General features: G+C 69.9%; 33 protein-coding genes. 16 read left to right on the forward strand and 17 right to left on the reverse strand.

Annotated elements, in window-relative coordinates; all coding sequences use genetic code 11:
- Positions 1-144: 144 nt before the first annotated feature.
- Together ACFYVR_RS05170 and ACFYVR_RS05175 are read right to left on the reverse strand one after the other, a co-directional pair.
- Entirely contained in the window at positions 145-798 is a 654-nt protein-coding gene (locus ACFYVR_RS05170) for a 3-oxoacid CoA-transferase subunit B (RefSeq protein ID WP_387470376.1), read from the reverse strand.
- Positions 795-1559: a CoA transferase subunit A gene (locus ACFYVR_RS05175; RefSeq protein WP_387470378.1), complete on the reverse strand. Its 765-nt coding sequence runs from the start codon at positions 1557-1559 to the stop codon at positions 795-797. The genes ACFYVR_RS05170 and ACFYVR_RS05175 overlap by 4 nt, the downstream gene beginning before the upstream one ends.
- A 186-nt stretch (positions 1560-1745) precedes the next feature.
- On the opposite strand from ACFYVR_RS05175, the gene ACFYVR_RS05180 reads away from it, so the two are divergent.
- Positions 1746-2516, forward strand: a complete 771-nt coding sequence (locus tag ACFYVR_RS05180) for an IclR family transcriptional regulator (protein ID WP_387470380.1) — start codon at positions 1746-1748, stop codon at positions 2514-2516.
- Here the strand turns inward: ACFYVR_RS05180 and ACFYVR_RS05185 are convergent, their stop codons facing one another.
- Positions 2517-3113: a TetR/AcrR family transcriptional regulator gene (locus tag ACFYVR_RS05185; protein WP_387470382.1), complete on the reverse strand. Its 597-nt coding sequence runs from the start codon at positions 3111-3113 to the stop codon at positions 2517-2519.
- Between the two features lie 102 nt (positions 3114-3215).
- On the opposite strand from ACFYVR_RS05185, the gene ACFYVR_RS05190 reads away from it, so the two are divergent.
- On the forward strand, positions 3216-3506 hold the full coding sequence (locus tag ACFYVR_RS05190) for a hypothetical protein (protein ID WP_387470384.1): 291 nt from the start codon (positions 3216-3218) through the stop codon (positions 3504-3506).
- 615 nt (positions 3507-4121) lie between these two features.
- Here ACFYVR_RS05190 and ACFYVR_RS05195 read toward each other — a convergent pair.
- Entirely contained in the window at positions 4122-4769 is a 648-nt protein-coding gene (locus tag ACFYVR_RS05195) for a helix-turn-helix domain-containing protein (RefSeq protein WP_387470386.1), read from the reverse strand.
- A gap of 99 nt (positions 4770-4868) precedes the next feature.
- On the opposite strand from ACFYVR_RS05195, the gene ACFYVR_RS05200 reads away from it, so the two are divergent.
- From ACFYVR_RS05200 to ACFYVR_RS05210, 3 genes are read left to right on the forward strand one after another with little or no spacing between them, the layout of a single operon-like run.
- Positions 4869-5147 (forward strand): DUF1905 domain-containing protein, encoded by a 279-nt coding sequence (locus ACFYVR_RS05200; protein WP_387470388.1) that lies wholly within the window; start codon positions 4869-4871, stop codon positions 5145-5147.
- Positions 5148-5202: 55 nt separating this feature from the next.
- Complete coding sequence (locus ACFYVR_RS05205; RefSeq protein ID WP_387470390.1) at positions 5203-5526, forward strand: ArsR/SmtB family transcription factor; 324 nt, start codon at positions 5203-5205, stop codon at positions 5524-5526.
- Complete coding sequence (locus ACFYVR_RS05210) at positions 5526-5930, forward strand: SRPBCC domain-containing protein (protein ID WP_387470392.1); 405 nt, start codon at positions 5526-5528, stop codon at positions 5928-5930. The genes ACFYVR_RS05205 and ACFYVR_RS05210 overlap by 1 nt, the downstream gene beginning before the upstream one ends.
- 34 nt (positions 5931-5964) lie before the next feature.
- Here ACFYVR_RS05210 and ACFYVR_RS05215 read toward each other — a convergent pair whose 3' ends face one another.
- The 9 genes from ACFYVR_RS05215 to glnT all read right to left on the reverse strand — a co-directional run bounded on the left by ACFYVR_RS05215 (position 5965) and on the right by glnT (position 14721).
- The gene (locus ACFYVR_RS05215; protein WP_387470394.1) at positions 5965-6612 is read right to left on the reverse strand and encodes an SDR family oxidoreductase; all 648 of its coding nucleotides are present in this window, start codon (positions 6610-6612) and stop codon (positions 5965-5967) included.
- 76 nt (positions 6613-6688) lie between these two features.
- Positions 6689-7882, reverse strand: a complete 1194-nt coding sequence (locus tag ACFYVR_RS05220) for an NAD(P)/FAD-dependent oxidoreductase (protein ID WP_387470396.1) — start codon at positions 7880-7882, stop codon at positions 6689-6691.
- A gap of 188 nt (positions 7883-8070) precedes the next feature.
- Positions 8071-8652: a HutD family protein gene (locus tag ACFYVR_RS05225; RefSeq protein ID WP_387470398.1), complete on the reverse strand. Its 582-nt coding sequence runs from the start codon at positions 8650-8652 to the stop codon at positions 8071-8073.
- On the reverse strand, positions 8649-9881 hold the full coding sequence (locus tag ACFYVR_RS05230) for an allantoate amidohydrolase (RefSeq protein WP_387470400.1): 1233 nt from the start codon (positions 9879-9881) through the stop codon (positions 8649-8651). The genes ACFYVR_RS05225 and ACFYVR_RS05230 overlap by 4 nt, the downstream gene beginning before the upstream one ends.
- On the reverse strand, positions 9878-10183 hold the full coding sequence (locus ACFYVR_RS05235; protein ID WP_387470402.1) for a WhiB family transcriptional regulator: 306 nt from the start codon (positions 10181-10183) through the stop codon (positions 9878-9880). The genes ACFYVR_RS05230 and ACFYVR_RS05235 overlap by 4 nt, the downstream gene beginning before the upstream one ends.
- Before the next feature lie 14 nt (positions 10184-10197).
- Complete coding sequence (locus tag ACFYVR_RS05240) at positions 10198-11523, reverse strand: FMN-binding glutamate synthase family protein (RefSeq protein WP_387470404.1); 1326 nt, start codon at positions 11521-11523, stop codon at positions 10198-10200.
- A gap of 49 nt (positions 11524-11572) precedes the next feature.
- Positions 11573-12274: a protein glxC gene (locus ACFYVR_RS05245; protein WP_387470406.1), complete on the reverse strand. Its 702-nt coding sequence runs from the start codon at positions 12272-12274 to the stop codon at positions 11573-11575.
- 147 nt (positions 12275-12421) lie between these two features.
- Positions 12422-13309, reverse strand: a complete 888-nt coding sequence (locus tag ACFYVR_RS05250; RefSeq protein ID WP_387470408.1) for a glutamine amidotransferase — start codon at positions 13307-13309, stop codon at positions 12422-12424.
- A 35-nt stretch (positions 13310-13344) separates the two neighbouring features.
- Entirely contained in the window at positions 13345-14721 is a 1377-nt protein-coding gene (glnT, locus tag ACFYVR_RS05255; protein WP_387470410.1) for a type III glutamate--ammonia ligase, read from the reverse strand.
- 327 nt (positions 14722-15048) lie between these two features.
- Here glnT and ACFYVR_RS05260 point away from each other — a divergent pair, with 327 nt between their 5' ends.
- Genes ACFYVR_RS05260 through ACFYVR_RS05285 form a run of 6 tightly spaced genes read left to right on the forward strand, consistent with a single transcriptional unit; the run spans position 15049 to position 19477 of the window.
- Positions 15049-15429, forward strand: a complete 381-nt coding sequence (locus ACFYVR_RS05260) for an ethanolamine utilization protein (RefSeq protein ID WP_387470412.1) — start codon at positions 15049-15051, stop codon at positions 15427-15429.
- A gap of 8 nt (positions 15430-15437) precedes the next feature.
- The gene (locus ACFYVR_RS05265) at positions 15438-15965 is read left to right on the forward strand and encodes a dimethylamine monooxygenase subunit DmmA family protein (RefSeq protein ID WP_387470414.1); all 528 of its coding nucleotides are present in this window, start codon (positions 15438-15440) and stop codon (positions 15963-15965) included.
- Complete coding sequence (locus ACFYVR_RS05270) at positions 15965-16954, forward strand: PDR/VanB family oxidoreductase (RefSeq protein WP_387470416.1); 990 nt, start codon at positions 15965-15967, stop codon at positions 16952-16954. The genes ACFYVR_RS05265 and ACFYVR_RS05270 overlap by 1 nt, the downstream gene beginning before the upstream one ends.
- The gene (locus ACFYVR_RS05275; protein WP_387470418.1) at positions 16951-17946 is read left to right on the forward strand and encodes a DUF3445 domain-containing protein; all 996 of its coding nucleotides are present in this window, start codon (positions 16951-16953) and stop codon (positions 17944-17946) included. The genes ACFYVR_RS05270 and ACFYVR_RS05275 overlap by 4 nt, the downstream gene beginning before the upstream one ends.
- Positions 17943-18437, forward strand: coding sequence for a dimethylamine monooxygenase subunit DmmA family protein (locus ACFYVR_RS05280; RefSeq protein WP_387470420.1), 495 nt, complete (start codon positions 17943-17945; stop codon positions 18435-18437). Before ACFYVR_RS05275 ends, ACFYVR_RS05280 begins: the two co-directional genes overlap by 4 nt.
- Positions 18438-18475: 38 nt before the next feature.
- Positions 18476-19477 (forward strand): DUF3445 domain-containing protein, encoded by a 1002-nt coding sequence (locus tag ACFYVR_RS05285; protein WP_387470422.1) that lies wholly within the window; start codon positions 18476-18478, stop codon positions 19475-19477.
- A gap of 7 nt (positions 19478-19484) precedes the next feature.
- On the opposite strand, the gene pcaG is transcribed toward ACFYVR_RS05285, so the two are convergent.
- Together pcaG and pcaH are read right to left on the reverse strand one after the other, a co-directional pair.
- Entirely contained in the window at positions 19485-20036 is a 552-nt protein-coding gene (pcaG, locus tag ACFYVR_RS05290) for a protocatechuate 3,4-dioxygenase subunit alpha (RefSeq protein WP_387470424.1), read from the reverse strand.
- The gene (gene pcaH / locus ACFYVR_RS05295; RefSeq protein ID WP_387470426.1) at positions 20033-20836 is read right to left on the reverse strand and encodes a protocatechuate 3,4-dioxygenase subunit beta; all 804 of its coding nucleotides are present in this window, start codon (positions 20834-20836) and stop codon (positions 20033-20035) included. Before pcaH ends, pcaG begins: the two co-directional genes overlap by 4 nt.
- 70 nt (positions 20837-20906) lie before the next feature.
- On the opposite strand from pcaH, the gene ACFYVR_RS05300 reads away from it, so the two are divergent.
- Both ACFYVR_RS05300 and ACFYVR_RS05305 read left to right on the forward strand, forming a co-directional pair.
- Positions 20907-21656 (forward strand): IclR family transcriptional regulator, encoded by a 750-nt coding sequence (locus ACFYVR_RS05300; protein ID WP_387470428.1) that lies wholly within the window; start codon positions 20907-20909, stop codon positions 21654-21656.
- 62 nt (positions 21657-21718) lie between these two features.
- The gene (locus tag ACFYVR_RS05305; protein WP_387470430.1) at positions 21719-22894 is read left to right on the forward strand and encodes a 4-hydroxybenzoate 3-monooxygenase; all 1176 of its coding nucleotides are present in this window, start codon (positions 21719-21721) and stop codon (positions 22892-22894) included.
- A 57-nt stretch (positions 22895-22951) separates the two neighbouring features.
- Here ACFYVR_RS05305 and ACFYVR_RS05310 read toward each other — a convergent pair whose 3' ends face one another.
- Positions 22952-24187: an Ig-like domain-containing protein gene (locus ACFYVR_RS05310; protein ID WP_387470432.1), complete on the reverse strand. Its 1236-nt coding sequence runs from the start codon at positions 24185-24187 to the stop codon at positions 22952-22954.
- A gap of 71 nt (positions 24188-24258) precedes the next feature.
- Entirely contained in the window at positions 24259-24636 is a 378-nt protein-coding gene (locus tag ACFYVR_RS05315; RefSeq protein WP_387470434.1) for a rhodanese-like domain-containing protein, read from the reverse strand.
- Between the two features lie 105 nt (positions 24637-24741).
- Here ACFYVR_RS05315 and ACFYVR_RS05320 point away from each other — a divergent pair, with 105 nt between their 5' ends.
- The 3 genes from ACFYVR_RS05320 to ACFYVR_RS05330 all read left to right on the forward strand — a co-directional run bounded on the left by ACFYVR_RS05320 (position 24742) and on the right by ACFYVR_RS05330 (position 26958).
- Positions 24742-25188: a MarR family winged helix-turn-helix transcriptional regulator gene (locus ACFYVR_RS05320; RefSeq protein ID WP_387470436.1), complete on the forward strand. Its 447-nt coding sequence runs from the start codon at positions 24742-24744 to the stop codon at positions 25186-25188.
- 117 nt (positions 25189-25305) lie between these two features.
- Positions 25306-25572, forward strand: coding sequence for a DUF1876 domain-containing protein (locus ACFYVR_RS05325; RefSeq protein WP_387471176.1), 267 nt, complete (start codon positions 25306-25308; stop codon positions 25570-25572).
- Positions 25573-25884: 312 nt separating this feature from the next.
- A complete protein-coding gene (locus ACFYVR_RS05330; protein ID WP_387471178.1) occupies positions 25885-26958 on the forward strand; it encodes an alpha/beta hydrolase in 1074 nt (357 codons plus the stop codon).
- Positions 26959-26976: the final 18 nt, after the last annotated feature.

Genomic DNA, 26976 nt, shown 5'->3' on the forward strand with positions numbered 1-26976 from the left:
CCCGCGATGGCGATGCCGCCGAGGTCGGATCCCGAGAAGTCCTTCAGCGAGCCCTGCAGCCGCCCCATCGGGGTCCGCGCACCCGCCACGATGACCGAGACGTTGTCCGATGTCATGCGTGATCCTTTCGAAGGTGTCTGCCGCTCAGGCGGGTTCGGGGACTCGGTTGACGAGGGTGGTGCCGGTCGCGGCAGCGACGTCCTCGGTGCTGACGCCCGGCGCCAGCTCGACGAGGGCGAGGGTGCCGTCGCCGACGACGTCGATGACCGCGAGGTTGGTGATGATCCGGTTGACGACGCGCTGCCCCGTCAGCGGCAGGCTGCAGGTGTCGACGATCTTCGGGTTGCCGTCGCGGTCGGTGTGCTCCATCACGACGATGACGCGGCTCGCGCCGTGCACGAGATCCATTGCGCCGCCCATGCCCTTGACCATCTTGCCGGGCACCATCCAGTTGGCGAGGTCGCCGGTGGCCGAAACCTGCATGCCGCCGAGTACCGCCGTGTCGATGTGGCCGCCGCGGATCATGCCGAACGACAACGCCGAATCGAAGAACGCCGCACCGGGATTGACGGTGACGGTCTCCTTGCCCGCGTTGATCAGGTCGGCGTCGATCTCGTCCTCGGTGGGGTAGGGGCCGGTGCCGAGGATGCCGTTCTCCGAGTGCAGCGTCACCTCGACGTCGTCGGAGAGGAAGCCGGGGATCAGGGTGGGCAGGCCGATGCCCAGGTTGACGTACTCGCCGTCGATCATCTCGGCGGCCGCGCGGGCGGCCATCTCGTCGCGGGTCCAGCCGGTCATCGGGAGGCTCCTTCGGTTGTCACCGTGCGCTTCTCGATGCGCTTGGTCTGCGGGCCGGTGTGCACGACGCGCTGGACGAACACGCCGGGCAGATGCACCTGGGCGGGGTCGAGCTCGCCGGCGGGAACGAGCTCCTCGACCTGGGCGATGGTGACCCTGCCCGCCATCGCGGCGAGGGGGTTGAAGTTCATGGCGGTCTTGTCGAAGACGAGGTTGCCTGCGGTGTCGCCGCGGACCGCATGCACGAGCGCGAAGTCGGCGGTGATGCCGAGCTCCATGACGTACCGCTTGTCGCCGAATTCGCGGGTCTCCTTCGGCGGGGATGCGAGGGCGACGGAACCGTCGGCGTTGTAGCGCCAGGGCAGGCCGCCGTCGGCGACGGGGCTGCCGACGCCGGCCGGAGTGAAGAAGGCGGGAATGCCGGCGCCGCCGGCGCGCAGCCGCTCGGCGAGGGTGCCCTGCGGGGTCAGCTCGACCTCGAGCTCACCGGAGAGGTACTGCCGCGCGAACTCCTTGTTCTCGCCGACGTACGAGGCGGTGACGCGGCGGATCTGGCGGGCGCTGAGGAGGATTCCGAGTCCGTGGTCGTCGACGCCGCAGTTGTTGGAGTACACCTCGAGGCCGTCGACGCCGGAATCGGCGAGCGCGCCGATCAGCGCGTCCGGAATTCCGCACAATCCGAACCCTCCGACGGCGATCGTGGCGCCGTCGCCGATGTCCGCGACGGCTTCGGCCGGCGTGGCGAACACGGTCGTTCCCATCCGTAGTCCCTTCTCTCGTTTCCCGCCGGATGTGTTCGTCCGATGGACGGGGCGGGCTGGACGCTGCGGTCCAGTTAAGAGTGCAGGTGGGAGTGGTTCAAGGCACTAGGCTCGATCGGTCCGAATCTGCTCGCGGACCGAACCCTGATGCCGATGGCGTTCACTGAGTGGACGTAAGGTGTCGGTGTGGACGAACCGGTCAAGCCGCAGGTGATCCGTCGGGTCGGCGCGCTGCTGCGGGCGATCGCCGCGGCCCCGACCGCCGGCGCGTCGACGTCCGACGTCGCCCGCGCCGCCGGCCTCGCCCGGCCCACCGCGCATCGGCTGCTGTCCTCGCTCGCCGAGGAGGGGCTCGTCGACCGGGATCAGAAGTCGGGTCTGTGGTCGCTCGGCCCCGAGCTGTATCTGCTGGGGTCGCAGGCGGCCGGCCGTTACGACATCACCGACCTTGCCCGCGACATCCTGCGCGACCTGGCACGCGAGACGGGAGAGAGCGCCTTCCTGTCCGCGCGCCGCGGCGACGAGACGGTCTGCGTCGCAAGCGAAGAGGGCAGCTTTCCGCTGCGCTCGCACGTCCTGCACATCGGTATCCGCCTGCCGCTCGGGGTCGCGTCCGCGGGGCTGGTCATCCTTTCGCACCTGCCGGACCGGGAGATCGACGAGTACCTCGGTCGCCACGAACTGACCGCCGCGTGGGGCTCCGAGCACAGCACCGACGGCATCCGCGAACGTATCGACGCCACCCGGTTGACCGGATACTGCGTCAACCCCGGACTCCTGGTCGAGGGCAGCTGGGGGATGGGCGCCGCCGTCTTCGACGCCGCCGACCAGCCCGCGTGGGCCCTGAGCCTGACCGGCGTCGAGAGCAGGTTCCCCGAGACGCGGCGGCACGAACTCGGCGAACTGCTGCTGCGTCAGGCGCACCGGCTCACGCAGCGGTTGCGGCGGGGGAGGTAGTCAGCGCTTGTCGTCGAGAACGGCGCGGACGGCGGCGTCGACGGTCCGCACGATGAACGCGCGTCGCTGCGTGTACCGGTCGTCGTCGCGATCCGCGGATGCGGTGAACAGGCGGTCGGTGGTGGTCAGCGCCATCCAGCCGTCGACGAGGGTGATGACGGTGATGAGCAGTTCCTGCGCGTCGGCGTCGGTCAGTGCGGGGACGGCGGCCCGGGCGCGCCCGATCATCGCGCGGGCGTGGTTGCGTCGCGCGTCCTCCGACACCGGCGCCTCGAGTTCGAGGCCCTCCCAGTACAGCAGTCGGCTCAGGGCGGGGCGTGCGCGTTGGTGGTCGAATCGGCGTCCCGCGTAGTCGGCGATGGCGCCCGGGCCCTGCCCGGACAGTTCGACCGCCGCCAGGGCGGTCACCAGCTCGTGTTCGAGGACCGCGTTGAAGAACGACTCCTTCTTGCCGAAGTACTGGTAGATGCGCTCCTTGTTGACGCCCGCCGCCGCGGCGATGCGGTCGACTCGCGCACCGGCGAGACCGAAGGCGCTGAACTCGGCGACGCCGGCCTCGACGAGCAGTCTCTTGGTGCGTTCGGTGTCCCAGGCCACGGGGTGGCAGCCTACGACAATCTCCAACTGTCTGGTTGCAATGCGGTTCGGGGTCACCTACGCTTCCAACCAGTTGGTTGGAATTGTGAGTGAGGAGCGTGGATGACGGGGGACGCCCACCACCCGGCCCTGCCGTCGATCCACCTGCGGGTGGCGATCACCTGGCTGTCGATCTTCCCGTTCGTCACCTTCGGCATGACGCTGATGTCCCTGATCGGTCCGGTCGCGTCCCTGCCCGTCTGGCTGCGCGCCCTGCTGCTGACCGCGATGGTCGTCCCGACGTCCATGTACGTCGTCGTTCCCCGACTGCTCGCACTCGTCGTGCGGTGGACGCCGCGCACGCGTCGGGGTCGGGCGTCGAACGCCGCGGAGGACGCGGTCGCGGCGGGCTGAGTCCCCGACGGCTGTGTCGATCGGCTGGATCCTTCGAGAGCCCTTGGAACGCATTCGTCGGGCTCGTGGCGGGCCCAGAATCCTGGGATGGTGTCAGGCCTCCTGCGCGAGCACTCATCGCTCTCGGCGCCCACGCCGGTGGCTTGTGGAATTCCGATGCGACGGCGCCCGCGGATACCGGCACCGTCAGCGTCGTTGCGGGTGGCGAATTTTGGGGAGGCTGACGCCAACGCCGGTAGTGGCCGGCAATCGAACGGTCCGGTTCGACCTCGATGGTGACCGCGGTTCGGTCACATGAACGTACGCGCGATTCGCCGGCGCGTTCCGGCGGGCGGGCGTATCTGCCCCAACGCCGTCCGGGTATGCGGCACGGCGAGGAAGCGATTCGGCAACTCCGCCAACTCATCGTGTCCGTAGACCGCCTTCGAGGGCGGAGGGCGACTTCGGGCCCGGCCTCGTGCCGGTGTTCGTCGTCTCGGTTGCCTGGGGGTGGCCAGGCTCCCAGCGTGCAGGTGGTCGAGATCCTCTCGCACCTGTGACGTCATGTCATTCGGCACGCCCACGTCCCCGGGGGGTGAGCCGCCGATCACGGGCGACGGTCGCCCGGCACGAGACTCAGCCCTGGTGGTTGTCGGGGTAGGCGGTGATGGCGAGGAAGCGAATCGGCAACTCCACCAACTCGTTCGGGCCGTGCAGACCCTCGCCGTCGAGGAGGAGCGAGTCGCCGGGACGCAGGCGGTACTCGCTCTCGCCGTGTCCGTAGACCATCTCGCCCTCGAGCATGTACAGCAGCTCGGTGCCGGGGTGTTGGAACAGCGGGAACACCTCGCTGGCGTTGGTCAGCGTCACCAGCACCGGCTCGAGCCGCTTGTGCTGGCCACGCAGTGCGCCGAGCAGTTCGTAGTGGTGTCCGACGCGGGTGCCGCGGCCGACGATCTCGGCGCCGTGACCGGCTGCGACGAACACCGCGTCGCGGGCCGAGTCCGCGCCGCGGAACAGGGAGGTGACGGGGACGTCCAGGCCGGCCGCGAGCCGTGCCAGGGTCGAGAGGCTGCACGAGGTCTGCGCGTTCTCGATCTTCGACAGCATCGCCTTCGAGATGCCGATCCTCGTGGCCATGTCGCCGACCGACAGCCCGCTGGCCAGGCGCAGCTTGCGGACCTGGGCGGCAATGACCCGTTCGAGGTCGACGCCGGTCGGGCTGTCCCGCGGCACCTCGCGGGGCGCGGTGTCATGGTGCACGGGGCGATTCGGGCTGGCCATTCACCCAGCTTAACCGCATGTTTCATGAGGGTGGACTCGGCGCGCGCGGTACTCGACCCGCCCCTCGCTGTGGTGGGACACTCACCCGAGGAGGCGGTCATGGACGGTGCACTGGATCGGGAGTTCGTCGCGACGCTGGTCACGAGTCCGAACAGGGGCGGCTGGACGTATGTGGTCTGGCCGGAGTCGGCGGAGTTCTTCGGTACCCACGGGCTGGTGAAGGTCCGTGGCACGGTCGACGGTCTGCCGTTCGAGAGTTCCTTCATGGCGCTCGGCGACGGCACCCACAAACTGCCCGTCAAGGCGGCGATCCGGGATGCGATCGGCAAGCAGGCGGGCGACACCGTGACCGTGCGGCTGCTGGAGCGCCTCGGGTGACCCAACGTGTCGGAGATTATTGACATGTCGGAGATCTCCTACTAATTTTCCCAGGGTGTCCGACGACGTGTTCCTGGCGCTGGCGAATCCCGCCCGACGCCGGCTGCTCGAACTGTTGGTGGACGGACCCCGGACGGCGGGCGAGCTGGCCGCCGAGTTCGAGATGAGTCGGCCCGCGGTGGCCGAGCATCTCCAGGTGCTGCGCCGCGCACACCTCGTGCACGCCGACCCCGTGGGCCGACAGCGGTACTACCGCCTCGACACCGCACCCCTGCGCAGTGTCGGCGACTGGCTGCACCCGTTCGAGAGGTACTGGCGCGACAGGCTGGGACGCCTGGCGGAGGTTGTGGAGAACGACCTTGTGGAGAAGGAGGATTAATGATGGCTGATGCGCGGATCGGATCGGTGTCGGTGGACCGGTTCATCGCCGCACCCCCGGAGAAGGTGTGGCGGGCACTGACCGAGCCGGAGTTGCTCGCCACCTGGTGGGCGCCCGGCGACATCGCGGCGACGGTGGGGCACAGTTTCCACCTGCAGATGCCGGGCTTCGGGTCGATCCCGTGCATCGTCACCGAGGTCGAGCCGCACACCCGGTTCACCTACAGCTTCAACGGGCACTGGCTGCTCACGTGGCGCCTCGTCCCGGAGGGCACCGGAACCCGACTCCTGCTCGACCACACCGGATTCCAACTCGACGACAAGCGTGAACTCGGTGCCTTCGAGCGGATGGGGCAGGGATGGCGCAGCACGGTGCTGCCGCGCCTCGCGGAGGCGATCGCGTAGTTCGTGCGTCCCCAACCGTCCGGTGTCCGTACCGTCAGCCGCTGATCGCGTGGGCGATGGGCGTCGGTCCGCTGTTGAAGGGGATGGTCCGGCCAATGGTCGTCGGGTCGCCGAGGGCGGCGGCTGCGACCGCGGCGACGTCCTCCCGACTCACGGATCCGGCAGCGGGCTTCGCGGCGACCTCGATGCGTCCGGTGCCGGGTTCGAGGGTGAGCGTGCCGGGGCCGAGGACGGTCCAGTCGAGGCGGGTGGTGCGCAGGTACTCGTCCGCGGCGGCCTTCGCCTCGGCGTAGGCGAAGAACGAGTTGTCCTGCGGGACACCGTGGTCGGTGCGGGCGCCGAGGTAGGACACCATCACGTAGCGGCGCACGCCGGCGGCTGCGGCGGCATCCATGGACCGGATCGCGGCGTCCCGGTCGACGGCGTACGTGCGGGCCGGGTTGCCGCCGCCCGCGCCGGCCGACCACACGACGGCGTCGTGTCCGCGCAGCACGTCGGTGATCTCGTCGGTGCTCAGGTTCTCGATGTCGGCTGTCTGGGGTCGCGCGCCGGTCGCCGCGACGTCGGCGGCGTGCTCGGGATTGCGGATCAGGGCGGTCACCTCGTCCCCGCGCGCGGTCAGGATCCGTTCGAGATGCAGGGCGACCTTGCCGTGCCCACCGATGACGACGACGCGTGCCATGCCTGTCACCGTAGCGGCTCCGCCGCAGTGGTGCACTTGTGGAGGCTCCGCCGTCCACAAGTGCACCACTGCGCGGTCAGCGCATCTCGCCGGCGCCCTCGTACTGGTTGAGGCTCAGCAGCAGGTCGCCCTCCTCGAAGCGGGAGTACCGGAAGTCGTGGGGGTCGACGTTCGGCAGGGTGGTCGTGCCGTCGTCGAGGAGCATGTCGGCGACCAGCTTGCCGACGGCGGGGGAGATCTTGAAGCCGTGCCCGGAGAAGCCGGTGGCCAGGAACAGGCCGTCGACGGGGGCGGGGCCGATGATCGGGTTGTAGTCGGGCGTCACGTCGTAGGCGCCGACGTACGTGCTGGTGATACGCGGGTCGGGCATGTCCGGCAGGCGGTTGCCCAGCTTCATGATGTTCTTCTCGATGGTGCTGTCGTCCGCGCGGTTGCTGTAGTTGTCGGGGTCGATGTACTCCGGTGCCTGGTGGTCGGAGTTGCCCACCAGCAGTTCGCCGTTCGGCTCCCGGCAGATGTACTGCAGGCCCGCCAGGTCGGACAGCACCGGAACCTCGGGGGTGGGGACGCCCTGGTCGACGAGCACCAGCTGCGCGCGCTGCGCCTTGACGTCGACGTCGACGCCGACACCCGCGGCCAGCGCCGGGGTCCACGGACCGGCCGCGACGATGACGTGCTCGGCGTGCACCTCCGTGCCGTCGGAGAGGGTGACGCCGTAGACGCGACCGGAGTCGTTCTGCAGGAGCGAGACCACCGGGGTGCTCTGCTTGATCTTCACGCCCATCTTCCGGGCGGTCGTCGCGAACGCCATGCCCGTCATGTACGCCTCGCCGCGGCCGCCGAGGGGCTCGTACGCGAACAGGGCGAAGTCGTCCAGGTGCAGGCCCGGCCAGAGTTCGGCCATCTTGTCGTGGGTGATGAACTCCGTCGCGATGCCCAGGCCCTGCATCATCTCGATGTTCGCCTCGAGTGGTTTGACGTTGTTTTCGCCGACGCCGACGACGTACCCGCACTGCCGGAAGGCCATGTCGTCGCCGAAGATCTCGGTGGCGCGGGTGAAGATGTCGACGCCGTACCAGGACATCGCGGCCAACGACGGTGTGCCGTAGTGGCATCGGACGACGCCGCTGGACTTGCCGGTCATGCCCGAGCACAACGTGTCGCGCTCGAGCACCAGCACGTCGGTCTCGCCGCGGTCGGCGAGCGAGTAGGCGATGGCCAAGCCTTCGAGGCCGCCACCGACGATCACGAACTTGGTTGTTTCCGTCACGTGAGGATCCTTTGCTAACTCCCGCGGCGGGGAGATCGACTGCGCTGGTTGCTGACTGGTGGTTGCCGGCCGGAACGTCGTTGGTTCGACCGGTGTGTTTCTGAATATGAATCAGTGTCTCATATCAGGAAACTCGATGGGCATGACGAAGGTGTTACGACGTCGTCAGGACGCGGTGACGCCGGTCGTCACAGGAGATCGTTGGAACTCTTCGGAATTCGGATCCGGATGACCAGACCGTCCGCGTTGCCGCGGAGGGCGATCTCGTCGTGCGTGACGACGAGGCAGTCACCCGCTGCGACGCGGTGCGACGCGGCGACTACGGTCCCCGAGCGGACGAACAGCGCCGTCACCTCGTCCGGCCGACTGGTGAGCGGGCCCGCACCCAGATCGACGCGCTGGACCGTGGCGCCGGCCGTGGACGCGTCCACCATCACGTTGAGGGCGCTGGTGGCTCCCGCGGGCGTGCAGCGCGGGGCGTGCGCCCCGTCGAACGGGTGGGGATGCCACGGCGTCACGGATTCGGACCGGGTGTCCCAGTCCAGCGTGACGCCGTGAGCGCCGACGACGGTGAAGATGCGGTGCAGGCCGTCGAAGGCGGAGAAAGCACTCGGCTCGGCGCCGAGGTCGGCGACGCTGATCCGCCAGAGCGGCTGTCCGTCACGGGATTCGGGTCCGGAGGCGACCTCTTCGGTCACCCCCGCGCCGTTGCGCCACGGGACGCGGCGCCGGTCGACGGCGCGGACCACCGCCACGGACGGCCCGGTCATCGGGGGCCGGCCGTCCAGTCGGCCATGACGTCCGCCAGCGCCTCCGCCCCGATGTTGCAGTCCTTCTCCTCGGCGAACTCGTGCGGAGAGTGCGAGACCCCGGTCGGGTTGCGCACGAACAACATCGCGGTCGGAACCTTCGCGGCGAGGATGCCCGCGTCGTGTCCGGCCTGGGTGGGCAGGACCGGGATGTCGCCGAGGTGGGAGAGAGCGCGCCGCAGGCGTTCTCGCGGCTCGGACGGGAACTCGACGATGGGTGTGATCGACTCGGCGAAGACGGCGAGCCCGATCTCGTCGACGGACGAGTGACGCCGGGCCTCCGCCTCGATCTCGGCGACCAGCTTGGTCAGCGTCGCCTCGTCGGCGGCGCGGGCGTCGAGCCAGGCCTTGATCTCGGACGGAATCGCGTTGGCGCCGTTGGGCAGTACCTCGAGCTTGCCGAAGGTGGCCACCGCGCCGAGTCCCTCCGCCGCGGCGCGGGCACTGTGGACCGACGAGGCGTACGCCAGCATCGGGTCCCGGCGGTCGACCAGACGGGTCGCACCGGCGTGGTTGGCCTCACCGGTGAAGGTGAACTGCCACCGGCCGTGCGGCCAGATCGACGACGCGACCGCGATCGGCTTGTCGACGAGGTCGAGGGCGCGCCCCTGCTCGACGTGCAGCTCGACGTACACCCCGACACGGTCGACGAGGGTGTCGTCGACGCCGGCATGCTCGGGGGTGCGTCCGGCCCGGGTCATCGCCTCCGCGAGGGTGATTCCGTCCCGGTCGCGCAGCCCCAGCGCCCGTCCGGGAGTCAGGGCGCCGGTGGTGAGCTGGCTGCCCACGCACGCGACGCCGAAGCGGGCGCCCTCCTCGTCGGAGAACGCGGCGATCGCGATCGGGACGGTCGGTTCGACGCCGCGTTCGCGCAGGATGTCGACGGCCGCGAACGCCGACACGACGCCGAGCGGCCCGTCGAAGGCGCCGCCGTCGGGCACCGAGTCGAGGTGCGAGCCGGTGACGAACGCGCCGGTGGGTTCGCCCACCCACCCGTTCGGGAGCCACCACGCCCACAGGTTGCCGTTGCGGTCCTCCTCGGCGTCCATGCCGCGTTCGGTGGCGCAGCCGCGGAACCACTCACGGAGGGTGAGATCGGCGTCGCTCCACGCGAACCGGCGGTAGCCTCCGGTCGTCTTGTGCTGACCGACGTCGATGATCGACGACCAGAGCGAGTCGAATGCGGTCACGCTGTATGTCCTCTCGGGAAGTGTGCTGTGTGGTCCCGGTGCGCGCGGCGCAGCGAGCGGGGCGGCGGGAGCCATCGGTACCGCGGGAGTTCCTCGGCCGACACCCCACCCCAGACGCCGTGGGTCTCGCCCGCCCGTGCGGCGAACCAGCGGCATTCCTCCTGCACCGGGCAGCCGGTGCAGACCGACTTCGCGCGGTCCACCAGTTCCGTTGTGTCGCCGAAGAAGTCGACGTCACAGGTGCGGCATCGGGCCCGCAGTTGCCACTCCCACGCCTCGACGACGGGGGCGGGCAACGTCACGGTGAGATCCCGGCTCACATCTGGCCGGGGATCCAGGTGGTGCCGGCCAGCGGGACACGGGCCATCGCGGACGCCTCGACGGTCAGGGCGACGAGGTCCTGCGGCTCGAGGTTGCGCAGGTGCGACTTGCCGCAGGCACGGGCGATGGTCTGCGCCTCCATCGTCAGCACCCGCAGGTAGTTGGCGAGGCGGCGGCCACCCTCGACCGGGTCGAAACGGGCCTGCAGCTCCGGGTCCTGGGTGGTGATGCCCGCCGGGTCCTTGCCATCCTGGAAGTCGTCGTAGAAACCGGCGGCGGAGCCCAGCTTCTCGTACTCGGCCTGGTACTTCGGGTCGTTGTCGCCCAGTGCGATGAGGGCCGCGGTGCCGATCGCGACCGCGTCGGCGCCGAGCGCCATCGCCTTGGCGACGTCGGCGCCGGACCGGATACCGCCCGACACGATCAGCTGCACGCCACCGGGAGTCCGGTGCACGCCCATCTCCTGCAGCGCCTGCACGGCCTGCGGGATCGCGGCCAGGGTGGGGATGCCGACGTGCTCGATGAACACGTCCTGGGTGGCGGCCGTGCCGCCCTGCATGCCGTCGACCACGACGACGTCGGCGCCGGCCTTCACCGCGAGCTTGACGTCGTAGTAGGTGCGGGTGGCGCCGACCTTGACGTAGATCGGCTTCTCCCAGCCGGTGATCTCACGCAGCTCGATGATCTTGATGGCGAGGTCGTCCGGGCCGGTCCAGTCGGGGTGCCGGCACGCACTGCGCTGGTCGATGCCGACCGGCAGGGTGCGCATTCCGGCGACCCGCTCGGTGATCTTCTGGCCCAACAGCATTCCGCCGCCGCCCGGCTTGGCGCCCTGCCCGAGCACGACCTCGATCGCGTCGGCCTTGCGCAGGTCGTCCGGGTTCATCCCGTAGCGCGACGGCAGGTACTGGTAGACCAGGTGCTTGGACTGGCCGCGCTCCTCCGGGGTCATGCCGCCGTCACCGGTGGTCGTCGACGTCCCGACCTCGCTGGCGCCGCGGCCCAGGGCCTCCTTGGCCCGGCCCGACAGCGCACCGAAGCTCATGCCCGCGATCGTGACCGGGGTCTCGAGGTGCAGCGGGTACTTCGCGTGCCGGTCACCGAGCACGACGTCGGTCTCGCACTTCTCGCGGTAGCCCTCGAGCGGGTAGCGGGACATCGACGCGCCGAGGAACAGCAGGTCGTCGAAGTGCGGGACCTTGCGCTTGGCGCCCCAGCCACGGATGTCGTAGATGCCGGTCTCGGCGGCACGCTGGATCTCGTGGATGACGCCGCGGTCGAAGGTGGCCGACTCGCGCAGACCGGGCTGGAAGGTCGTCATGGTGTACTCCTGGAGTTTCGCGGGGCGGGTGTGAGGGTGCGCCGGCCGGTCAGTACGCGGACGCGTTGTCGACGTGGAAGTGGTAGAGGTTGCGGGCCGAGCCGTAACGGGTGAAGTCGGCCGGGTCGGCGTCCAGGCCGGCGGCGTCCAGCAGTTCGCGCAGCTCCTCGAGGTGCTCGGGTCTCATCTCCTTCTTGACGCAGTCCGCGCCGAGCGAGGCGACGGTGCCGCGCACGTAGATCCGCACCTCGTACAGCGAATCGCCCAGCGCCTCACCGGCGTCGCCGAGGACGACGAGACGTCCGGCCTGACCCATGAACGCGCTCATGTGGCCGATGTCGCCGCCGACGACGATGTCGACGCCCTTCATCGAGATGCCGCAGCGGGCCGCGGCGTTGCCCTCGATCACCAGCAGTCCGCCGTGTGCGGTGGCACCCGCGGACTGCGAGGCGTCGCCGGTGACTCGGACGGTGCCGGACATCATGTTCTCGCCGACGCCGACGCCGGCGTTGCCCGCGATCGTGACGGACGCGTGCTTGTTCATACCGGCGGTGTAGTAGCCGGTGTGGCCCTCGATGGTGACGTCGAGGGGGCGGTCCAGCCCGCAGGCGAGGGCGTGGGCGCCCTGCGGGTTGACCACCCGCACGGTGGCGGGGGACTCGGTGGCGTGCAGCGCGGCGTTGAGCTCACGCGTCGAGATCTCGGCCAGGTCGTACGTGGTGGTCACGGTGGGGGTGTCGGTGAGGGTCACGGTCGGCTCCGAAGTGGTCGGGGGTGGTCGGGTCAGCAGTTCCGGACGCAGAGCGTCAGTGCTGGAGGACGCAGAGCGTCGGTGCTGGAGGACGCAGTGCGTCGGTGCTGGAGGACGCAGTGCGTCAGTGCCGGAGGACGCAGCGCGTCAGCGGTTCCAGACGTAGACGCGGTCCGGTTCGGGTTCGAACAGGTGCGCGTCCGCGATGCCCGGGAGGTGGGCCAGGGCGCGGAACTCCGACGCCATCGCCACGTAGGCGTCGGTCTCGGCGACGATCGCGGGCTTGCAGGAGATCGGATCACGCACCACCGCAAAGCAATCCGAGGTCGAGACGAGCAGCGTGTAGAAGCCGTCGAAGCGTTCACCGAGCAGGCGCAGCGCCTTCTCGAGGTCCGCGCCCTCGGCGAGGTGCTTGGCGACGAAGCGGGCACCGACCTCGGTGTCGTTCTCGCTGTCGAACTGCACGCCCTCGGCCTCGAGTTCGCGCTTGACGGACAGGTGGTTGGAGAACGATCCGTTGTGCACCAGGCACTGGTCCGGGCCGACGGCGAAGGGGTGCGAGCCGGCGGCGGTGACGGCGGACTCGGTGGCCATCCGGGTGTGCCCGACGCCCTGCCAGCCGGTTGCTGCGGGCAGCCCGAATCCGCGGGCCAGGTCGACGGGGTCACCCATGCCCTTGAGAACGGTGACGTCGTCGCCGAATCCGATCACCGTGGCGTCCGGTGCGACGGACCGGATCACCGCGGTGAGCTCGTGGGCCGGCACCGGTGCGTGCAGCACGGTGGTCGGCGGCAGTTCGATCGCGGTGACCTCCATGCCGAGCAGGGCGCCCGCCGCGGCGGCGACCCCGGGCCCGGCGCCGAGCAGCGACACCGACGCCTGTCCGGCGGGGGAGAAGGTCGGGTCGCCGTAGATGGCCATGCCGGCGGAATCGGGTCCGCGGTCGACCATCTCGCCGAGCATGCCGGTCAGCAGGCCACCGAGCTGGGGGTACAGGGAGGGCTCACGCAGGTGGAGCCCGACGATGCCGCACATGGGCAGTCTCCTCGAATGTCGTGGGAAGGGTTGGGTCAGAAGGCCGTGAGGTAGGTCTCGACCTCCCACGGGGTGACCGTGTTGTGCCAGGAGAAGAACTCCTCGCGCTTGAGGCCGGTGAAGTAGTCGGCGACACCGGTGCCCGCGCCGTCGAGCGCCCCGCAGACGACGGGATCGGCGGCGAGCGCGTCCATCGCGTGCAGCAGCGTCATCGGCAGCGTGTCCGGTCCGGCGCCGGAGCCGGGCTCACCCGGGTCGAGGTCGCGCTCGATGCCGTCGAGCCCGGCGACGATCGCGGCGGCCGCGGCGAGGTAGGGGTTGGCCGAGCCGTCGCCGCCGCGGAGCTCGACGCGGTTGTGGTCCGGCACCCGCAGGTAGTGGGTGCGGTCGTTGCCGCCGTAGGTGGCCCGGCGCGGCGACCAGGTGGCGCCGCTGCTCGTGGCCGTGGCCCCGGTCCGCTTGTAGGAGTTCACGGTCGGTGCGATGACGCCCTGCAGGGCGCAGGCGTGTTCGAGGATGCCGGCGATGAAGGAGTAGGCGGTCTTCGACAGTCCCAGACCACGCGGATCGGAGGCGTCCGGGAACGCGGCCTCGCCGTCGCGCCACAGCGACAGGTGCATGTGCAGTCCGCTGCCGGTGCGGTCGGCGAACGGCTTCGGCATGAACGTCGCCGTCATGTCGCGCTCCTCGGCGAGAACCGAGATCAGGTAGCGGAGGGTGATCACCCGGTCGGCGGTGGTCATCGCGTCCGCGTAGTCGAAGTTCTGCTCGAACTGGCCGTTGCCGTCCTCGTGGTCGTTGGCGTAGTTGCCCCAGCCGAGGGAGTTCATCGCCGTGGAGATCGACGTCAGGTGCTCGTACATGCGGGTGACGTCGCGGGCGTCGTAGCAGGGCTGCCGGGAGGTGTCGAGCGCGTCGGCGGTGCGCAGGCCCCCCTTCTCGTCCTTGTTCACCAGGAAGTACTCGATCTCGGCGCCGACGTTGACCTCGAGGCCCAGCGACGCGGCGCGGGAGAGCGCCGACTCGAGGATGACGCGCGGGGCGTAGGGCCACGGCTTGCCCTCGACGTGCGGGTCGCAGTGGACGAGGGCGAGGCCCGGGCGGACGAACGGGATCGGGGTGAAGGAGGAGGGGTCGGGGATCGCGACCAGGTCGGGGTCCTTGGGCTCCTGGCCCATCGCGCCCGCTGCGTAGCCGGCGAACCCGACGCCCTCGGTGGCCAGCTCGTCGACCGATTCGACGGGGACGAGCTTGGCGCACGGCTTGCCCGACAGGGTCACGAAGATCGCGAGGATGAAGCGGGTGCCGGTGGCGCGGGCCATGCCGGCGAGGTCGGTCGGCGCGGCGGCGGGCACGGTGTCGGACGGTGCGGGCAAGCGCGTCACGGCGCGGTCGGCGGTGTCGAGCGTCATCGGGGCTCCTGGTGGTCTTCTCGGCTGCGAAGTCGTCGGTGTCCTGCACGGAGCGGGACGTTTCATTAGGTGAATCGCTGTCGAATACCAGGAAACATACCATCCATGACGGGAGTGTTACAGCCCGGTCAGATTGTCGTGACGGCTTCGGAGGCTCCGCGGAACCCGAGACTTGTTGCCGGCTGAGAGTTTTCGGTTACACGCGTTAACGATGCGGCAACCCCCCGGTGGGTTTCCTGACAGTAGTGTCTGTTTCACGCCAGCGAAATGGCGTTCTCTTCTTCCCTCATCACGGTCGCACCGGCGGCCCCGTGCCCAGGAGTACCCATGGCAGACGGCACCACCACAGTCCCCGCCTTCCGCGTCACCGCCGACTTCTGGAAGTCGCTCCCGCAGATGCCGGTGGAGGAGTTCCCCGGGACCAAGGGCTACATCGACGACGTCTACCCGAACCCGGAGGGCTCGGAGATGGCCGCGGGCTACTTCAAGCTCGAGCCCGCCGACGCCCCGCTCGACTACACCTACGAGTACGACGAGATGAAGGTGGTGCTCGACGGCGAGTTCCGGCTCGAGAACCTCGACACCGGGCAGGTCGAGACCGCCGGCCCGCGGGACGCGATCTTCTTCCCCAAGGGGTCGCGGATCCGGTTCACCACCCCCGAGGGGGCGCTGGCGTTCTACGTCGGCCAGCGCACCTTCGCGCCGTAGGGGGAGCCGTGAGCGTCTGTATGGAGACCACCAGCGTCGGGCGGTGGCGGTCCGATCGGGCGGAGGTCGCGGGCGGCGGACGGGTCGTCACCGTCCTGTCGTTCGGCCCCGACGCCCGCCACCGCGCGAACGAACTGGTCGCGACCTTCGCCGGGACGCGGGTGAACTGGCTGCGGCTGCCACCCGGGTGGACCGAGCTCGCGGCCGACGTCCTGGAACGCCAGCTGGTCGCCGCCCGCGTCGGGTGGCGCCTGGTTCTCGTCGGTGCCGAGGCGCCGGTGCTCGCGGCCCAGGCCCAGGCACTGGCCGCCGGGGTGCTCGGGGAGGAGATCCTCGCCGAGGTCGTCGACTCCCGCGGCGTCGACGCCGAACTCCACGTGCACTGTGCGCACTGCGCGACGGTCCACGAGGCGTCCGTCCCGGTCGGCGGGCTCACGCGCTGCCCGGAGTGTGCGGCCGATCTCGTCGTCTACCACCATCTTTCGCGCCGTACCGGCGCGTACCTCGGCTACATGCACGATGCGGAGGAACGCTGATGACCCTCACGTCCGACCTGCCGGTCCGGGGCGACGCTCCCACCCGAGTGCTCGTCGTCGCTGCGGCGAGCACGCCCGCCGACGGTGTCCGCCACCTGCGGCTGGTCGACCCCCGCGGCGCCACGCTGCCGTCCTTCACCCCGGGCAGCCACGTGGTGGTGTCCTGCGGCACGGACACGGACGGCCGGGCCCGCCGCAACTCCTACTCGCTCACCGGACCCGAACTCGAACCCGACGCGTACGAGATCTCGGTCCGGCTCGACCCGTCCGGACGAGGCGGATCCCGCTGGATCCACGACCTGGTTCCCGGGGACACCGTCGAGATCAGCCGTCCGCGTAGCGCTTTCGCGCCGGTCCTGACGGCGCGGCACCACCTGCTCGTCGCCGGTGGCATCGGCGTCACACCGATCCTGTCCCACGCCCGCGCCGCCGCCACCTGGGGGCGGTCGTTCGAGGTGCACTACACCTTCCGGCCCGGGGACGGCCCGCATCTCGACGAGCTGCGTGAGCTGTGCGGGGACGGCCTGCACACCTACCACACTCCCGGCGAGTTCTGGTCCACGGTCGGACCGGCCCTGCTCGACCGGCCGCTGGGCACCCACCTGTACGCCTGCGGACCCGGGGTGCTCATCGACGAACTCGTCGCCCGCGCCACCGACGCCGGCTGGCCGTCCGCGCGAATCCACTACGAACACTTCGGGGTCGGCGCACTCGACGCGGGGGAAGCGTTCACCCTCGGCCTGCGGCGCAGCGGCATCGACGTCCCGGTGCCCGCCGGGGTGAGCGCCCTCGACGCGCTCGAACAGCACGGGGTCGCGGTGTCGAACCTGTGCCGGCAGGGCGTCTGCGGCGAATGCCGCACCCCGGTCGTCGGTGGCGCACCGCTGCACCGCGACCTGTTCCTGACCGCGTCGGAGAAGGACTCCGGCAGCTGCTTCATGCCGTGCGTGTCCCGCGCCGACGGTGACCGAATCGAGGTGGACCTGTGACGGCCGTCGCCCTGCCCGCCCGTGTGGTGCGATTCCCCTTCCCGTTCCCGCACGAGACGTACCGGTACAGCACCAATGTCGAGCCCGCGGGCGCCCGTGCGGTCACCGCGGCGGGCAGCTGGGGCGACCACCCGGTCGACATCGACGAGTACTACCGGGACGAGCTCGCCGAGCGGGAGCGCATTCTCGCCGCGGACCCGTCCCGCTTCCAGGCGCTGCCGCACATGGACGTCGCGCAGTGGGAGGCGATGACGACCGTGATGCGGATGCTCGTCGACGCCTACCCGGACCGGTTCACCCTGGACCGCGACGGCGAGCAATGGCGCTGGCGCAACCATGAACTCGGCTGGGACCAGTCGTTCGCGTACAGCCGCGCCGACACGCTGCCCGATCCGCCGCTGCGCTGTCTCGGCAGGCAGATCCAGGAGGACGTGGTCCTGCTCGACCAGCGCGAGGGTGCGCTGTGGGGTGACGCCGGGCTCGTGACGTTCGCGGCCGACTGGTCGCTGCGCTTCGACGTCGGTATGAGTTTCCTGCAGATCCACGGCCCCGTACCGCGCGTGCACGAGGAGGGTGTCATCCCGCGCGCCCAGCAGTTCCTCATGGGATTGCAACCGGGACAGCGGTATCGGCGCACCAACTGGACGCTGACCGTGGACCGGCGCCGGGACACCGCGACCGAGACGTATCCCGACTGGGGGCCGGACCGTCGGCTGCTCGGCGAGGGCCCGGAAGCCGAAGTCGGTGACCGCCTGCACCTGCGGGTGGAGGTGCAGCACCTGATCCGGCTCGGTGCCTCCGGCGCGATCCTGTTCCTGATCCGCACCCACCTGTTGCCGCTCGTCGATGTCGCGCTGGTCCCCGAGTGGGCGCAGCGACTGCACGACGTGCTCGTCGAACTGCCCGAGGACATGGCGGACTACAAGGGCGTCACCCGCACCCGCGGCCCCGGGATCGACTGGCTCCGTGAGTATGCGGGGGTGAGTGTGTGAGCGCCGGATTCGACTGGGACGCAGACGAGTGCGGACTCGGCACCGTCGACGCCGGGGGCCGGGTCTTCCTGATCGCGGCGCTCGGCGACTGCCCCGACGCGCGGGCGGCGGCCGCGGAGTGGTGCGCCCAGGCGATCGCGCTCGGTCGGACCGCGACCGTGCTGTCCGGCGCCGACACCGACGCGGTACGGGAGGCGGTGGACGGGGCCCGCGCCGGCAGTCGAGTGATGCTCGCCGGCGCGGAACGTGACCTGATGGCTGCGGTCGCCGCGGTGCGGGCCGCGGGTGCACTGCCGTCCGAGGTGACCACGCACCTGACCGTGCGCGGCGGCGTCGCGGTGTTCTGTCCCCACTGCGCCACCGCCCAGGACGCCGCCGTCGCGCCGGGCGGCCGCGTCCGCTGCGCGACCTGCGGCACCGTGCTCGAGGTGCGATCCCACCGATCGTCGCACCACGGCACCTATCTCGGTGCGGTTGCGGAAGCTGCCTGACGCCGGGAGGATCCACCCAACCCGAACGAGGAGGACGCGTGACCACATCTGTGCACACCAGTGATCTTTCCCGGCTTCCCTGGCCTTTCCCGGAGGGCGAGAACACGTTTCGGTACGCCGTCAACGTCGAACCGGCTCCGCGTTTCACCCCCACCCCGACCGGTGGCTGGGGCGAGCACATCGTGGACCTGGGCCCCGACTATCTCGAGATGGCAGCGTTGCGGGCCGAGGTACTGGCCGCGGACCCGGGACGGGTGCAGGTGCTGCCCCACATGACGCCGGCGTGCTGGGACGTCATGCTGTACCTGATGGGGCAGTTGGCGGCATCGTATCCGGAGTCGATGGAGCTCCACCGCGACGGCACCGAATATCGTTGGGTCAATAGGCTTCTCGGCATCGACCAGGACTTCCTTCTCGGCAACCTCGGCACCCTGCCGGAGCATCCGTTGACGTTCATCGGCCGCCAGGTCCCGGACGACGTCCTGCTGCTCACCGAACGCGACGGCCGGCTGTGGTTCGACGCCGCGCTGGTCACCTCGTCGGCCGACTGGTCCGTGAAGTTCGACATCGGCATGAACTTCGACGAGATCCACCGCCCCGTACCCGGATTGACACCCGGCGGCGTCACCGGCCGGGCCGAGCAGTTCCTGCAGCGGCTGACCACCGACCAGGTGTACCGCCGGGTGAACTGGACGTTCTCGGCGGTCGGATCCCGCCTGCGCGACACCAGCCTCGAGACGATGCCGCGGTGGATGGACGACATGCCGCGGTTGATCGCCGACGAGGACTGGGGCCGCATCCAGCTGCGCATCGAACTCGAGCACCTGATCCGGCTGCCGATGACCGGTGCGCTGGTGTTCAACATCCGCACCTACATGGCGCCCCTCGCCGAGATCGCGACCGTGCCGCGGTGGGCCGAACAACTCGCCGACATCGTCGAGGAACTGCCCGCGGAGATCGCCGCCTACAAGGGGATCGACGGCTACCGGATGCCCGCGATGGCGTGGCTGCGCTCGCAGATCGAAGCCACCGCAGCGTAGGAAGCCGTCAGTAGGTCAGGAAGACCGTCTCGTTCTCGCCCTGGAGTCGGATGTCGAAGACGTAGCCGTCGCCGTCGGGGACCGTCACGAGCGTCCCGCGCCGCTCCGGGGCGAGCGAGGCGAGCAGCGGGTCGGCGGCGAGCGCGTCCTCGTCGGCGGGCAGGTAGGCGCGGGTGAACAGCCGGTTGAGCAGGCCGCGGGCGAAGACCGTCACCGCGAAGAACGGCGGGCGGCCGTCCTCGCCGACACCGGGAGCAAGGGTCGAGAACGAGTAGACGCCCTGGTTGTCGGTCGAGGCGCGACCCCATCCGGTGAAGGTCCAGCCGTCACGGTGCAGGGAACCGGTGCGCTGCACGACCTTTCCGTCCGGTCCGGCCTGCCAGATCTCGAGCAGCGCGTCCGGCACCGGGTCGCCGTTGCCGTCGAGCACCCGTCCGTGCAGGCGGATCGCGTCGCGGTGGGCGGGCGGGACGAGTTCGTTGTCGCCGTCGAACGGCAACGCGTATCCGAAGAATGGTCCGACCGTCTGGCCGGGGGTGGGGGCGAGATGGGTGCTCATGCGTCGTGGTCCTCCGGTTCGGTCCAGGTCTTCGCGCTGCCGGACAGGACGATGTCCCATCGGTAGCCGGTGCTCCACTCGTGGGTGGTGACGTCGTGGTCGTACTGCGCGACGAGACGCTCGCGCGCCTTGCGGTCGGTGATGGACTGGAAGATCGGGTCGAGTTCGAAGAGCGGGTCGCCCGGGAAGTACATCTGGGTGATCATCCGCTGCGTGAAATCGGTTCCGAACAGCGAGAAGTGGATGTGTGCGGGCCGCCACGCGTTGTGGTGGTTGCGCCACGGGTAGGGGCCGGGCTTGATCGTGGTGAAGCGGTACGAGCCGTCGGGGCCGGTGAGGCAGCGGCCGACGCCCGTGAAGTTGGGGTCGATCGCGGCGTGGTGCTGGTCGCGCTTGTGGATGTAGCGACCGCCCGCGTTGGCCTGCCAGATCTCGACGAGCTGCCCGGCGATCGGTCGGCCCTCGCCGTCGACGATCCGGCCGGTGATCACGGTGCGCTCGCCGACGGGTTCGCCGCGGTGCGCGATCGTCAGGTCCGCCTCGAGCGGATCGACGTCCTGGTTGCCGAACACCGGCGCCCAGAGTTCGATGCCCTCGGGGTCGGCGTGGTGCAGGTCCTTGGTGGGGTGGCGCAGGACGCTGCTGCGGTACGGCGCGTAGTCGAGGCGCGGCTGGAACTCCTCCACGCCGGAGTGGGTGTAGGCCGTCTCGATGTCGCGGATCTCGGCGAGGATCTCCGACTGGGTCGAGGCGGCGGCGTCGGAGGACGCCTTCGCTCGGGGATCAGGTGCTGTGGTCACATCGGCAGGCTAGGGCGGTGCCTCGCGTCACCGCGACGGTAGGCTTTCACTGAGTGAAAGGAGGCTGGTGATGGCGGGAAACACCGCGACCCCGGGCGCGACCGTGGTCTCCCGGATCCTCGCGATCCTCGGTGCGTTCGACGAGCAGCACCGGACGTTGACGCTGACCGCGATCGCCGACCGCGCCGGTCTCGCCCTCCCCACCGCGCACCGCCTGGTCCGCGAACTCCTCGCGGGAGGCGCCCTGGCGCGCCGCGAGTCCGGCGAGTACGTGGTGGGTCCGCGGCTGTGGGAACTCGGCCTGCTCGCGCCTGCGCGGGCGGGGATCCGCGAGATCGCCTCGCCGTTCCTGCACGACGTCTACGGCGCCACCCTCGCCACCGTGCACCTCGCGGTCCGGGAGGACACGCAGGTGCTCTACCTGGACCGGCTCCGCGGGCACGCGTCCGTACCCGTCGTCAGCACCGTCGGATCCCGGCTTCCGTTGCACGCCACCGCCGTCGGGAAGGTCCTGCTCGCATACGCCCCGCCCGACGTCCAGGAGCGGGTGTTCGCGTCGCTGACCCGGGTCACGCCGTACACCGTGACCCACGTCGGGCGGCTGCGTGAACAACTCCGCCGGATCCATCAGGACGGTTACGCGGAGACCCGTGAGGAGATGAGCCTCGGCGCGTGCTCGGTCGCCGTCCCGATCCGGTCGTCGGAGGGGCAGGTGATCGCCGGCCTCGGCCTCGTGGTGCCGAGCCTCGAGCGCGACCGGTCCCGGCTCGTCGCGGCGCTGCAGGTGGCGGCGCGCGGCATCGAGCGGAGTCTGCACTGAACTTCCGCTCAGCGAAAGACGATGCTGGGTCGCTCGCGCGATGGTCGGCTTCACTGGGCGCCATGCGTACCGAGGTAGCCGTCATCGGCGCCGGCCCCGCCGGTCTCCTGCTGTCCCACCTGCTCGCCGAACAGGGCGTCGAGTCCGTTGTCATCGAGACCCGCACCCAGGAGTACGTGCTCTCCCGAATCCGCGCGGGCATCCTCGAACACTCGACGGTCGATCTGCTCGACTCCGTCGGCCTCGGTGAGCGGCTGCGGCGCGAGGGGCAGGAGCACCGCGGCATCCATCTGCAGACGCCCGGCGAGCGCCACCACCTCGACTTCGTCGACCTGTGCGGACGCAGCGTGTGGGTGTACGGCCAGACCGAGGTGACTCGGGACCTCGTCGACGCGCGGGAGGCCGCCGGTCAGCAGTTCTTCTACGGCGTCACCGAGACCGCCCTGCACGACATCGAGACCGATTCGCCGTACGTCACCTTCGTCGACGCGGACGGCACCGAGCAGCGCGTCGATGCGGCCGTGATCGCCGGATGCGACGGCTCGTTCGGCCCCAGCCGCGCGGCGATTCCCGACAGCGTCCGCCGGACGTGGGAGCGCGTCTACCCGTACTCGTGGCTCGGCATCCTCGCCGACGTCGCCCCGTCCACCGACGAACTCATCTACGCCTGGCATCCCGACGGCTTCGCGATGCACTCGATGCGCTCGGACACCGTCAGCCGGCTCTACCTGCAGGTACCGAACGGGACCGATGTCGCGGACTGGTCCGACGACCGCGTCTGGGCGGCGCTGTCCACCCGCCTCGGCGCCGGAATCGACGACTGGACACTGCGATCCGGCCCGATCACCGAGAAGAGCGTGCTGCCGATGCGCAGCTATGTGCAGACACCGATGCGTCACGGCCGTCTGTTCCTCGCCGGCGACGCCGCGCACATCGTCCCGCCGACCGGTGCCAAGGGACTGAACCTCGCCGTCGCGGACGTCGCGCTGCTCGCCCCGGCCCTGATCTCGTTGCTGCGCAAGAACGACGACACCCTCGCCGACGCCTACAGTGACAGCGCGCTGCGCCGCGTCTGGCGCTGCACCCACTTCTCCTGGTGGATGACGACGATGTTGCACCGTAGCGGAGACCCCTTCGACGCGCAGTTGCAGCTCTCGCAGCTGCGCTGGGTGGCGAGCAGCACCGCCGGCGCCACCGGACTCGCCGAGAACTACGCCGGCCTGCCCATCGGGCTCTAGCCAGCTGGTTCCGTGAGTCCTTTCGGCCCTCCTGCGGACCGGAAGGACTCACAGGCGCTACAGGGCGCTACCCACCAGCCACTCGTCCCACGGCACGCTCCAGTCGCCGTTCTGCCACACCTCGAGCGGGGCGCCGCCGGTGTTGCGGACCTCGACGACGTCGCCGGGCCGGGAGAAGTTGAAGAACCACTGGGCGTTGGTCGGGTTCAGGTTCAGGCAGCCGTGTGAGGTGTCGGTGTTGCCCTGCGCCCACACGCTCGACGCCAGTTCGTGCAGGTAGATCCCGTCGGTGCTGATCCGCGTCGCCCAGTTGATGGACTCCTTGTAGCCGAGACGTGAGTTGATCGGCAGCCCGTACGTCGAGGAGTCCATGATCACCGGGTTCGCCTTGTCCATCACCGTGTAGGTGCCGGGCTGCGTCCAGAAGGACAGCGTGGTGTTGCCGATCGTCTCGGTGCCGCCCATACCCATCGACGTCGGCATCTCGCGGACCACCTGACCGTTCTCGTAGACGGTCACCATCTTGGTGTCGTCGTCGGCGATCGACACGTGCGAGTCGCCGATCCCGAACGTGACCGCCTCGTCCTGCTGGCCGTAGAGCCCGTCGCCGAGCTCGGCGCCGTAGATCTTCGCGTCCACCGACACCGTCGTGCCGGGGGTGTAGTACTCCTGCGGACGCCAGTGCGCGTTCTGGTCGTCGACCCAGTACCAGGAACCCTGCACCGGGGGATTCGTCGTCACCGTCATCGCCTTCTCCGCCGCGGCGCGGTCGCCGATCTCCTCGTCGAAGTGTGCGACGACCACGAGCCCGACGCCGTAGGTGCCGCCCTCGGTGATCGACTGCCCACCGGTGGTGTTCAGGTACAGGCGGGTCTGGTTGTTCGGCGCGACGGTGGTGAAGGTGGTGTTCTTCGTCGTCGGGAGGCCCTGGGAGTCGACCGCCGCCGCGGTGAGTGCGTACGTCTTGCCGTAGCCGAGCGGCTCGCTGGGCTTCCACGACGTCTGATCCGGTGTCGTGATGCCCCCGACCACCTTGCCCTCCGGGTTGGTCAGCGTCACCGACGTCAGCGTGCCCTGGGTGACGTCCACCCGGATCGGGCTGAGCGGGTTGACCGGCGTCGTCGGGTCGGCCGGTGTGAACGCGATGGCGGCCTCGGACTCCCGGACGGTCGTCGTCGCGGGGCCCGTCGACCCGGAGTCGCTCTGGGAGATCGTGCACCCACCGAGCAGTAGGACGGCCGCTGCCACCGCCGTCAGGGCGATGGACTTGCGACGAAGACGCGACACTGGCATGCCTCCCGGATTCGAGCGGACACCATGCACCGCACGTTCGACTTGACCTCCAGGGTATCGACGAGACCGGGTCAGCTGTTTCCGGAGTCTGCCGCCTCGCCCGGGGAGGCGGTGTTCGCGGTGCCGTGCAGTGCGCCTCCGGCGGCCCGCCAGTCGATCAGCCCCCTCGACATGTTCCGGGCGTCGAAGCCGAACTCGATGAGCATGTTCGCGGCTCCGGCCGATCGGAGGCCACCGGTGCAGAAGGTGATCAGCAGCCGGTCGTCGGGCAGGTCCTCGCATCGTCGGGGCAGTTCGTCGAGGGGGATGTGAATCGACCCGGGGATGTTGTTCCGGTTCCATTCGAACTGTCGACGCACGTCGATGATCAACGCGCCTTCGTCGACCAGTCGCATCGCCTCCGCGGCGGTGACCGACGGTGCGTGACGGAGGTAGTGGCGAATTCCCATGACTGGCAGTCTCTTTCGTGCGGGCAGCGGCGTCGGCGGGGTGACGGGATCCGAATGTCGCTAGAGTTTCAGTCAGTCTGAAACTGGCCGACGGGAGTTGTCAAGATGACGGACGACGGGGTGAGGAACGCCCCACCGCTGAGCGCCGCCTTCCTCGTGATCGCGGTCGGTCGGCGCATGCGTGAGCACGTCGAAGCCGTCCTGAGGGCGGAGGGGATTGCGATGCGGCACCTGTCCGCACTGGGGCATCTGTCCCGGGACGCGGGAATCTCGTACAGCGAGTTGGCCCGGCGCGCCTCGGTGACGCCGCAGAGCATGCAGGCGACGCTGACGAAACTCGAGGAGCTCGGCGCCGTGCGCAGGGCGACCGTCTCCGGCCGGGGACGCACCGCACAACTCTTCGTGACCGACGAGGGCGCGCGCCTGCTGCGGGTGGGGCAGGACGCGATCGCCGAGCTCGACCGGATGCTCGCCGATCGGCTCGACGCGGACGTGCTGGACCGTCTCGGTCCGTCGCTGCTCCAGGTGCTCGGCGCACTCGGAGGCGGGTGACCCCTGATTGTGAGGAACGTCACGGTGCTGCACGCCGCCGGCGAACCGGTCGACGACCCCTCGACGTGCGGCTGCCGGACTGTCATCGTTGAGGTGTGAGTCGAGGAGGCGACCATGATGGACGAGAAGAAGTGGTCGGTGGCGATCGAAATCGACGAGCACGAGGGCCGGACCCGAGCCAAGGCCCGGCTGCACGCCGAGGGTAAACCGGGGTTGGTGGGTGTCGGGTTGGCCAGACTGAATCCGGCCGACACCGACGTCCCGGCGATCGGGGACGAACTCGCGGCCGCCCGCGCGCTCGCGGACCTGTCCCACCAGCTGATCGACGCGACCGCGGCCGACATCGAGAGCATCACCCACAGGAAGGCTCAGCTCTACGCGTAGTGCGCCGCGTCCTACCCGCAGCCCACCGCCCGAGCGAATCTCGCCGACCCGCGCCGTGACCGAGCCGCCGCGGAACCCGGGGTTGCCGCCGGGACCCGAGGCTGCCGCCGGGACCGAAAACCCGGGTGAGCAGCATCGAATTGGTCCGATTCCCCGAGAGGCGCTCGGTCGAAGCGCGTCCGACACGCCGGTCCGTGTCGGTGGTGGTTCGCGCGTTCTCGGTGACCCTGATGGCAGTGTGTGCACCAGCCACAGACGCCGGGAGCCGCATTGTCACTCGATCGAACGCCGTCGGGCCGGTCTGTCCGACGCATCACGAGGAGGCGTCCTCCTGCGCTCGCGGCCGCCGCGGAACCCGACTACTTTCCCGGCGCCAGCCTTCGGTCCCAGGTCTTGGCCCACACGCTGCGGATGACGGTCAAACCGATGCTCGGAGTATGGGCGCGGTGGCCGAGTCCCCTGTGGCCCGCAGGGGCGATCGACCATGCCGCGAGGATCCTCCCGCCCCTCGAGGGTGCCACTCACCGCGGCGTGCACCTCGAGAACTGCGACGCCGAATGGATCCACGCCCGCAATGTGGTCGGCGAGACGGCGGTGCTGTATCTGCACGGCGGCGGGTTCCTGACCTGCGGGTTGAACACCCACCGCCGGTTGGTCACGCGGATCTCCGCCTCCGCCGGTGCCGCCGTGCTCAGTGTCGACTACCGGATGATGCCGAGGCATCCGATCGGTGACTCTGTCGCCGACGGCGTCGACGGTTACCGGTGGCTGCTCGAGCAGGGGTTCGGGGCGGGGCAGATCGTGATCGCCGGTGATTCGGCCGGCGGATACCTGACCTTCATGACGGCGCGTGCGCTCGCCGATCTGGGCCTGCCGCGTCCGGCGGGCCTGGTCGCGCTGTCGCCGCTGATGGACATGGATCCTGCGGGGAAGCTCGCCCACCCGGGTGCCGACCGGTGTGCGGTCTTCCCGCGCTCGGTTCTCGCGGCTCTCACCGGCGTGGCCGACCGGGTCGACAACCGAGGCCCCACCGGCGCGAGGGAGCCGCGTGTCTCGCCCGTCGACGGCGTCCTGGAGGGGCTGCCGCCGGTGCTGATCCAGGTCGGGTCCACCGACATCTTCTACCCGGACGCGGAGCTGATGGCCCAGCGCCTTGCGACGGCGGGAGTGCCGGTCACGCTCGAGGTGTGGGACCGGCAGATTCACGTTTTCCAGGTGGCCGCGGATGTCATCCCCGAGGCGCAGCGCGCGATCGTGCAGATCGGCGAGTTCGTCCGCACCACGACGGCCGCGTGTGCCCTTCGCCGCGACCGAACACGTCTACGGGTATGGATCGGTTCTGCATCCGGATTCTTCCGACGGGGCAGGCCACTGCGTCGCACGTAGTGGTCTTCGGCGACGGTT

The sequence above is a fragment of the Rhodococcus sp. NPDC003318 genome (genome assembly GCF_042879035.1).
Classification (GTDB): domain Bacteria; phylum Actinomycetota; class Actinomycetes; order Mycobacteriales; family Mycobacteriaceae; genus Rhodococcus_G.

Coding starts and splice junctions, on each gene's coding strand:
- ACFYVR_RS05170 (WP_387470376.1), bottom strand. CDS start 798: ATGACCGGCTGGACCCGCGACGAGATGGCCGCCCGCGCGGCCGCCGAG.
- ACFYVR_RS05175 (WP_387470378.1), bottom strand. CDS start 1,559: ATGGGAACGACCGTGTTCGCCACGCCGGCCGAAGCCGTCGCGGACATC.
- ACFYVR_RS05190 (WP_387470384.1), top strand. CDS start 3,216: ATGACGGGGGACGCCCACCACCCGGCCCTGCCGTCGATCCACCTGCGG.
- ACFYVR_RS05195 (WP_387470386.1), bottom strand. CDS start 4,769: ATGGCCAGCCCGAATCGCCCCGTGCACCATGACACCGCGCCCCGCGAG.
- ACFYVR_RS05200 (WP_387470388.1), top strand. CDS start 4,869: ATGGACGGTGCACTGGATCGGGAGTTCGTCGCGACGCTGGTCACGAGT.
- ACFYVR_RS05210 (WP_387470392.1), top strand. CDS start 5,526: ATGATGGCTGATGCGCGGATCGGATCGGTGTCGGTGGACCGGTTCATC.
- ACFYVR_RS05215 (WP_387470394.1), bottom strand. CDS start 6,612: ATGGCACGCGTCGTCGTCATCGGTGGGCACGGCAAGGTCGCCCTGCAT.
- ACFYVR_RS05225 (WP_387470398.1), bottom strand. CDS start 8,652: ATGACCGGGCCGTCCGTGGCGGTGGTCCGCGCCGTCGACCGGCGCCGC.
- ACFYVR_RS05240 (WP_387470404.1), bottom strand. CDS start 11,523: ATGACGACCTTCCAGCCCGGTCTGCGCGAGTCGGCCACCTTCGACCGC.
- ACFYVR_RS05250 (WP_387470408.1), bottom strand. CDS start 13,309: ATGTGCGGCATCGTCGGGCTCCACCTGCGTGAGCCCTCCCTGTACCCC.
- glnT (WP_387470410.1), bottom strand. CDS start 14,721: ATGACGCTCGACACCGCCGACCGCGCCGTGACGCGCTTGCCCGCACCG.
- ACFYVR_RS05260 (WP_387470412.1), top strand. CDS start 15,049: ATGGCAGACGGCACCACCACAGTCCCCGCCTTCCGCGTCACCGCCGAC.
- ACFYVR_RS05270 (WP_387470416.1), top strand. CDS start 15,965: ATGACCCTCACGTCCGACCTGCCGGTCCGGGGCGACGCTCCCACCCGA.
- pcaG (WP_387470424.1), bottom strand. CDS start 20,036: ATGAGCACCCATCTCGCCCCCACCCCCGGCCAGACGGTCGGACCATTC.
- ACFYVR_RS05300 (WP_387470428.1), top strand. CDS start 20,907: ATGGCGGGAAACACCGCGACCCCGGGCGCGACCGTGGTCTCCCGGATC.
- ACFYVR_RS05305 (WP_387470430.1), top strand. CDS start 21,719: ATGCGTACCGAGGTAGCCGTCATCGGCGCCGGCCCCGCCGGTCTCCTG.
- ACFYVR_RS05310 (WP_387470432.1), bottom strand. CDS start 24,187: ATGCCAGTGTCGCGTCTTCGTCGCAAGTCCATCGCCCTGACGGCGGTG.
- ACFYVR_RS05315 (WP_387470434.1), bottom strand. CDS start 24,636: ATGGGAATTCGCCACTACCTCCGTCACGCACCGTCGGTCACCGCCGCG.
- ACFYVR_RS05320 (WP_387470436.1), top strand. CDS start 24,742: ATGACGGACGACGGGGTGAGGAACGCCCCACCGCTGAGCGCCGCCTTC.
- ACFYVR_RS05325 (WP_387471176.1), top strand. CDS start 25,306: ATGGACGAGAAGAAGTGGTCGGTGGCGATCGAAATCGACGAGCACGAG.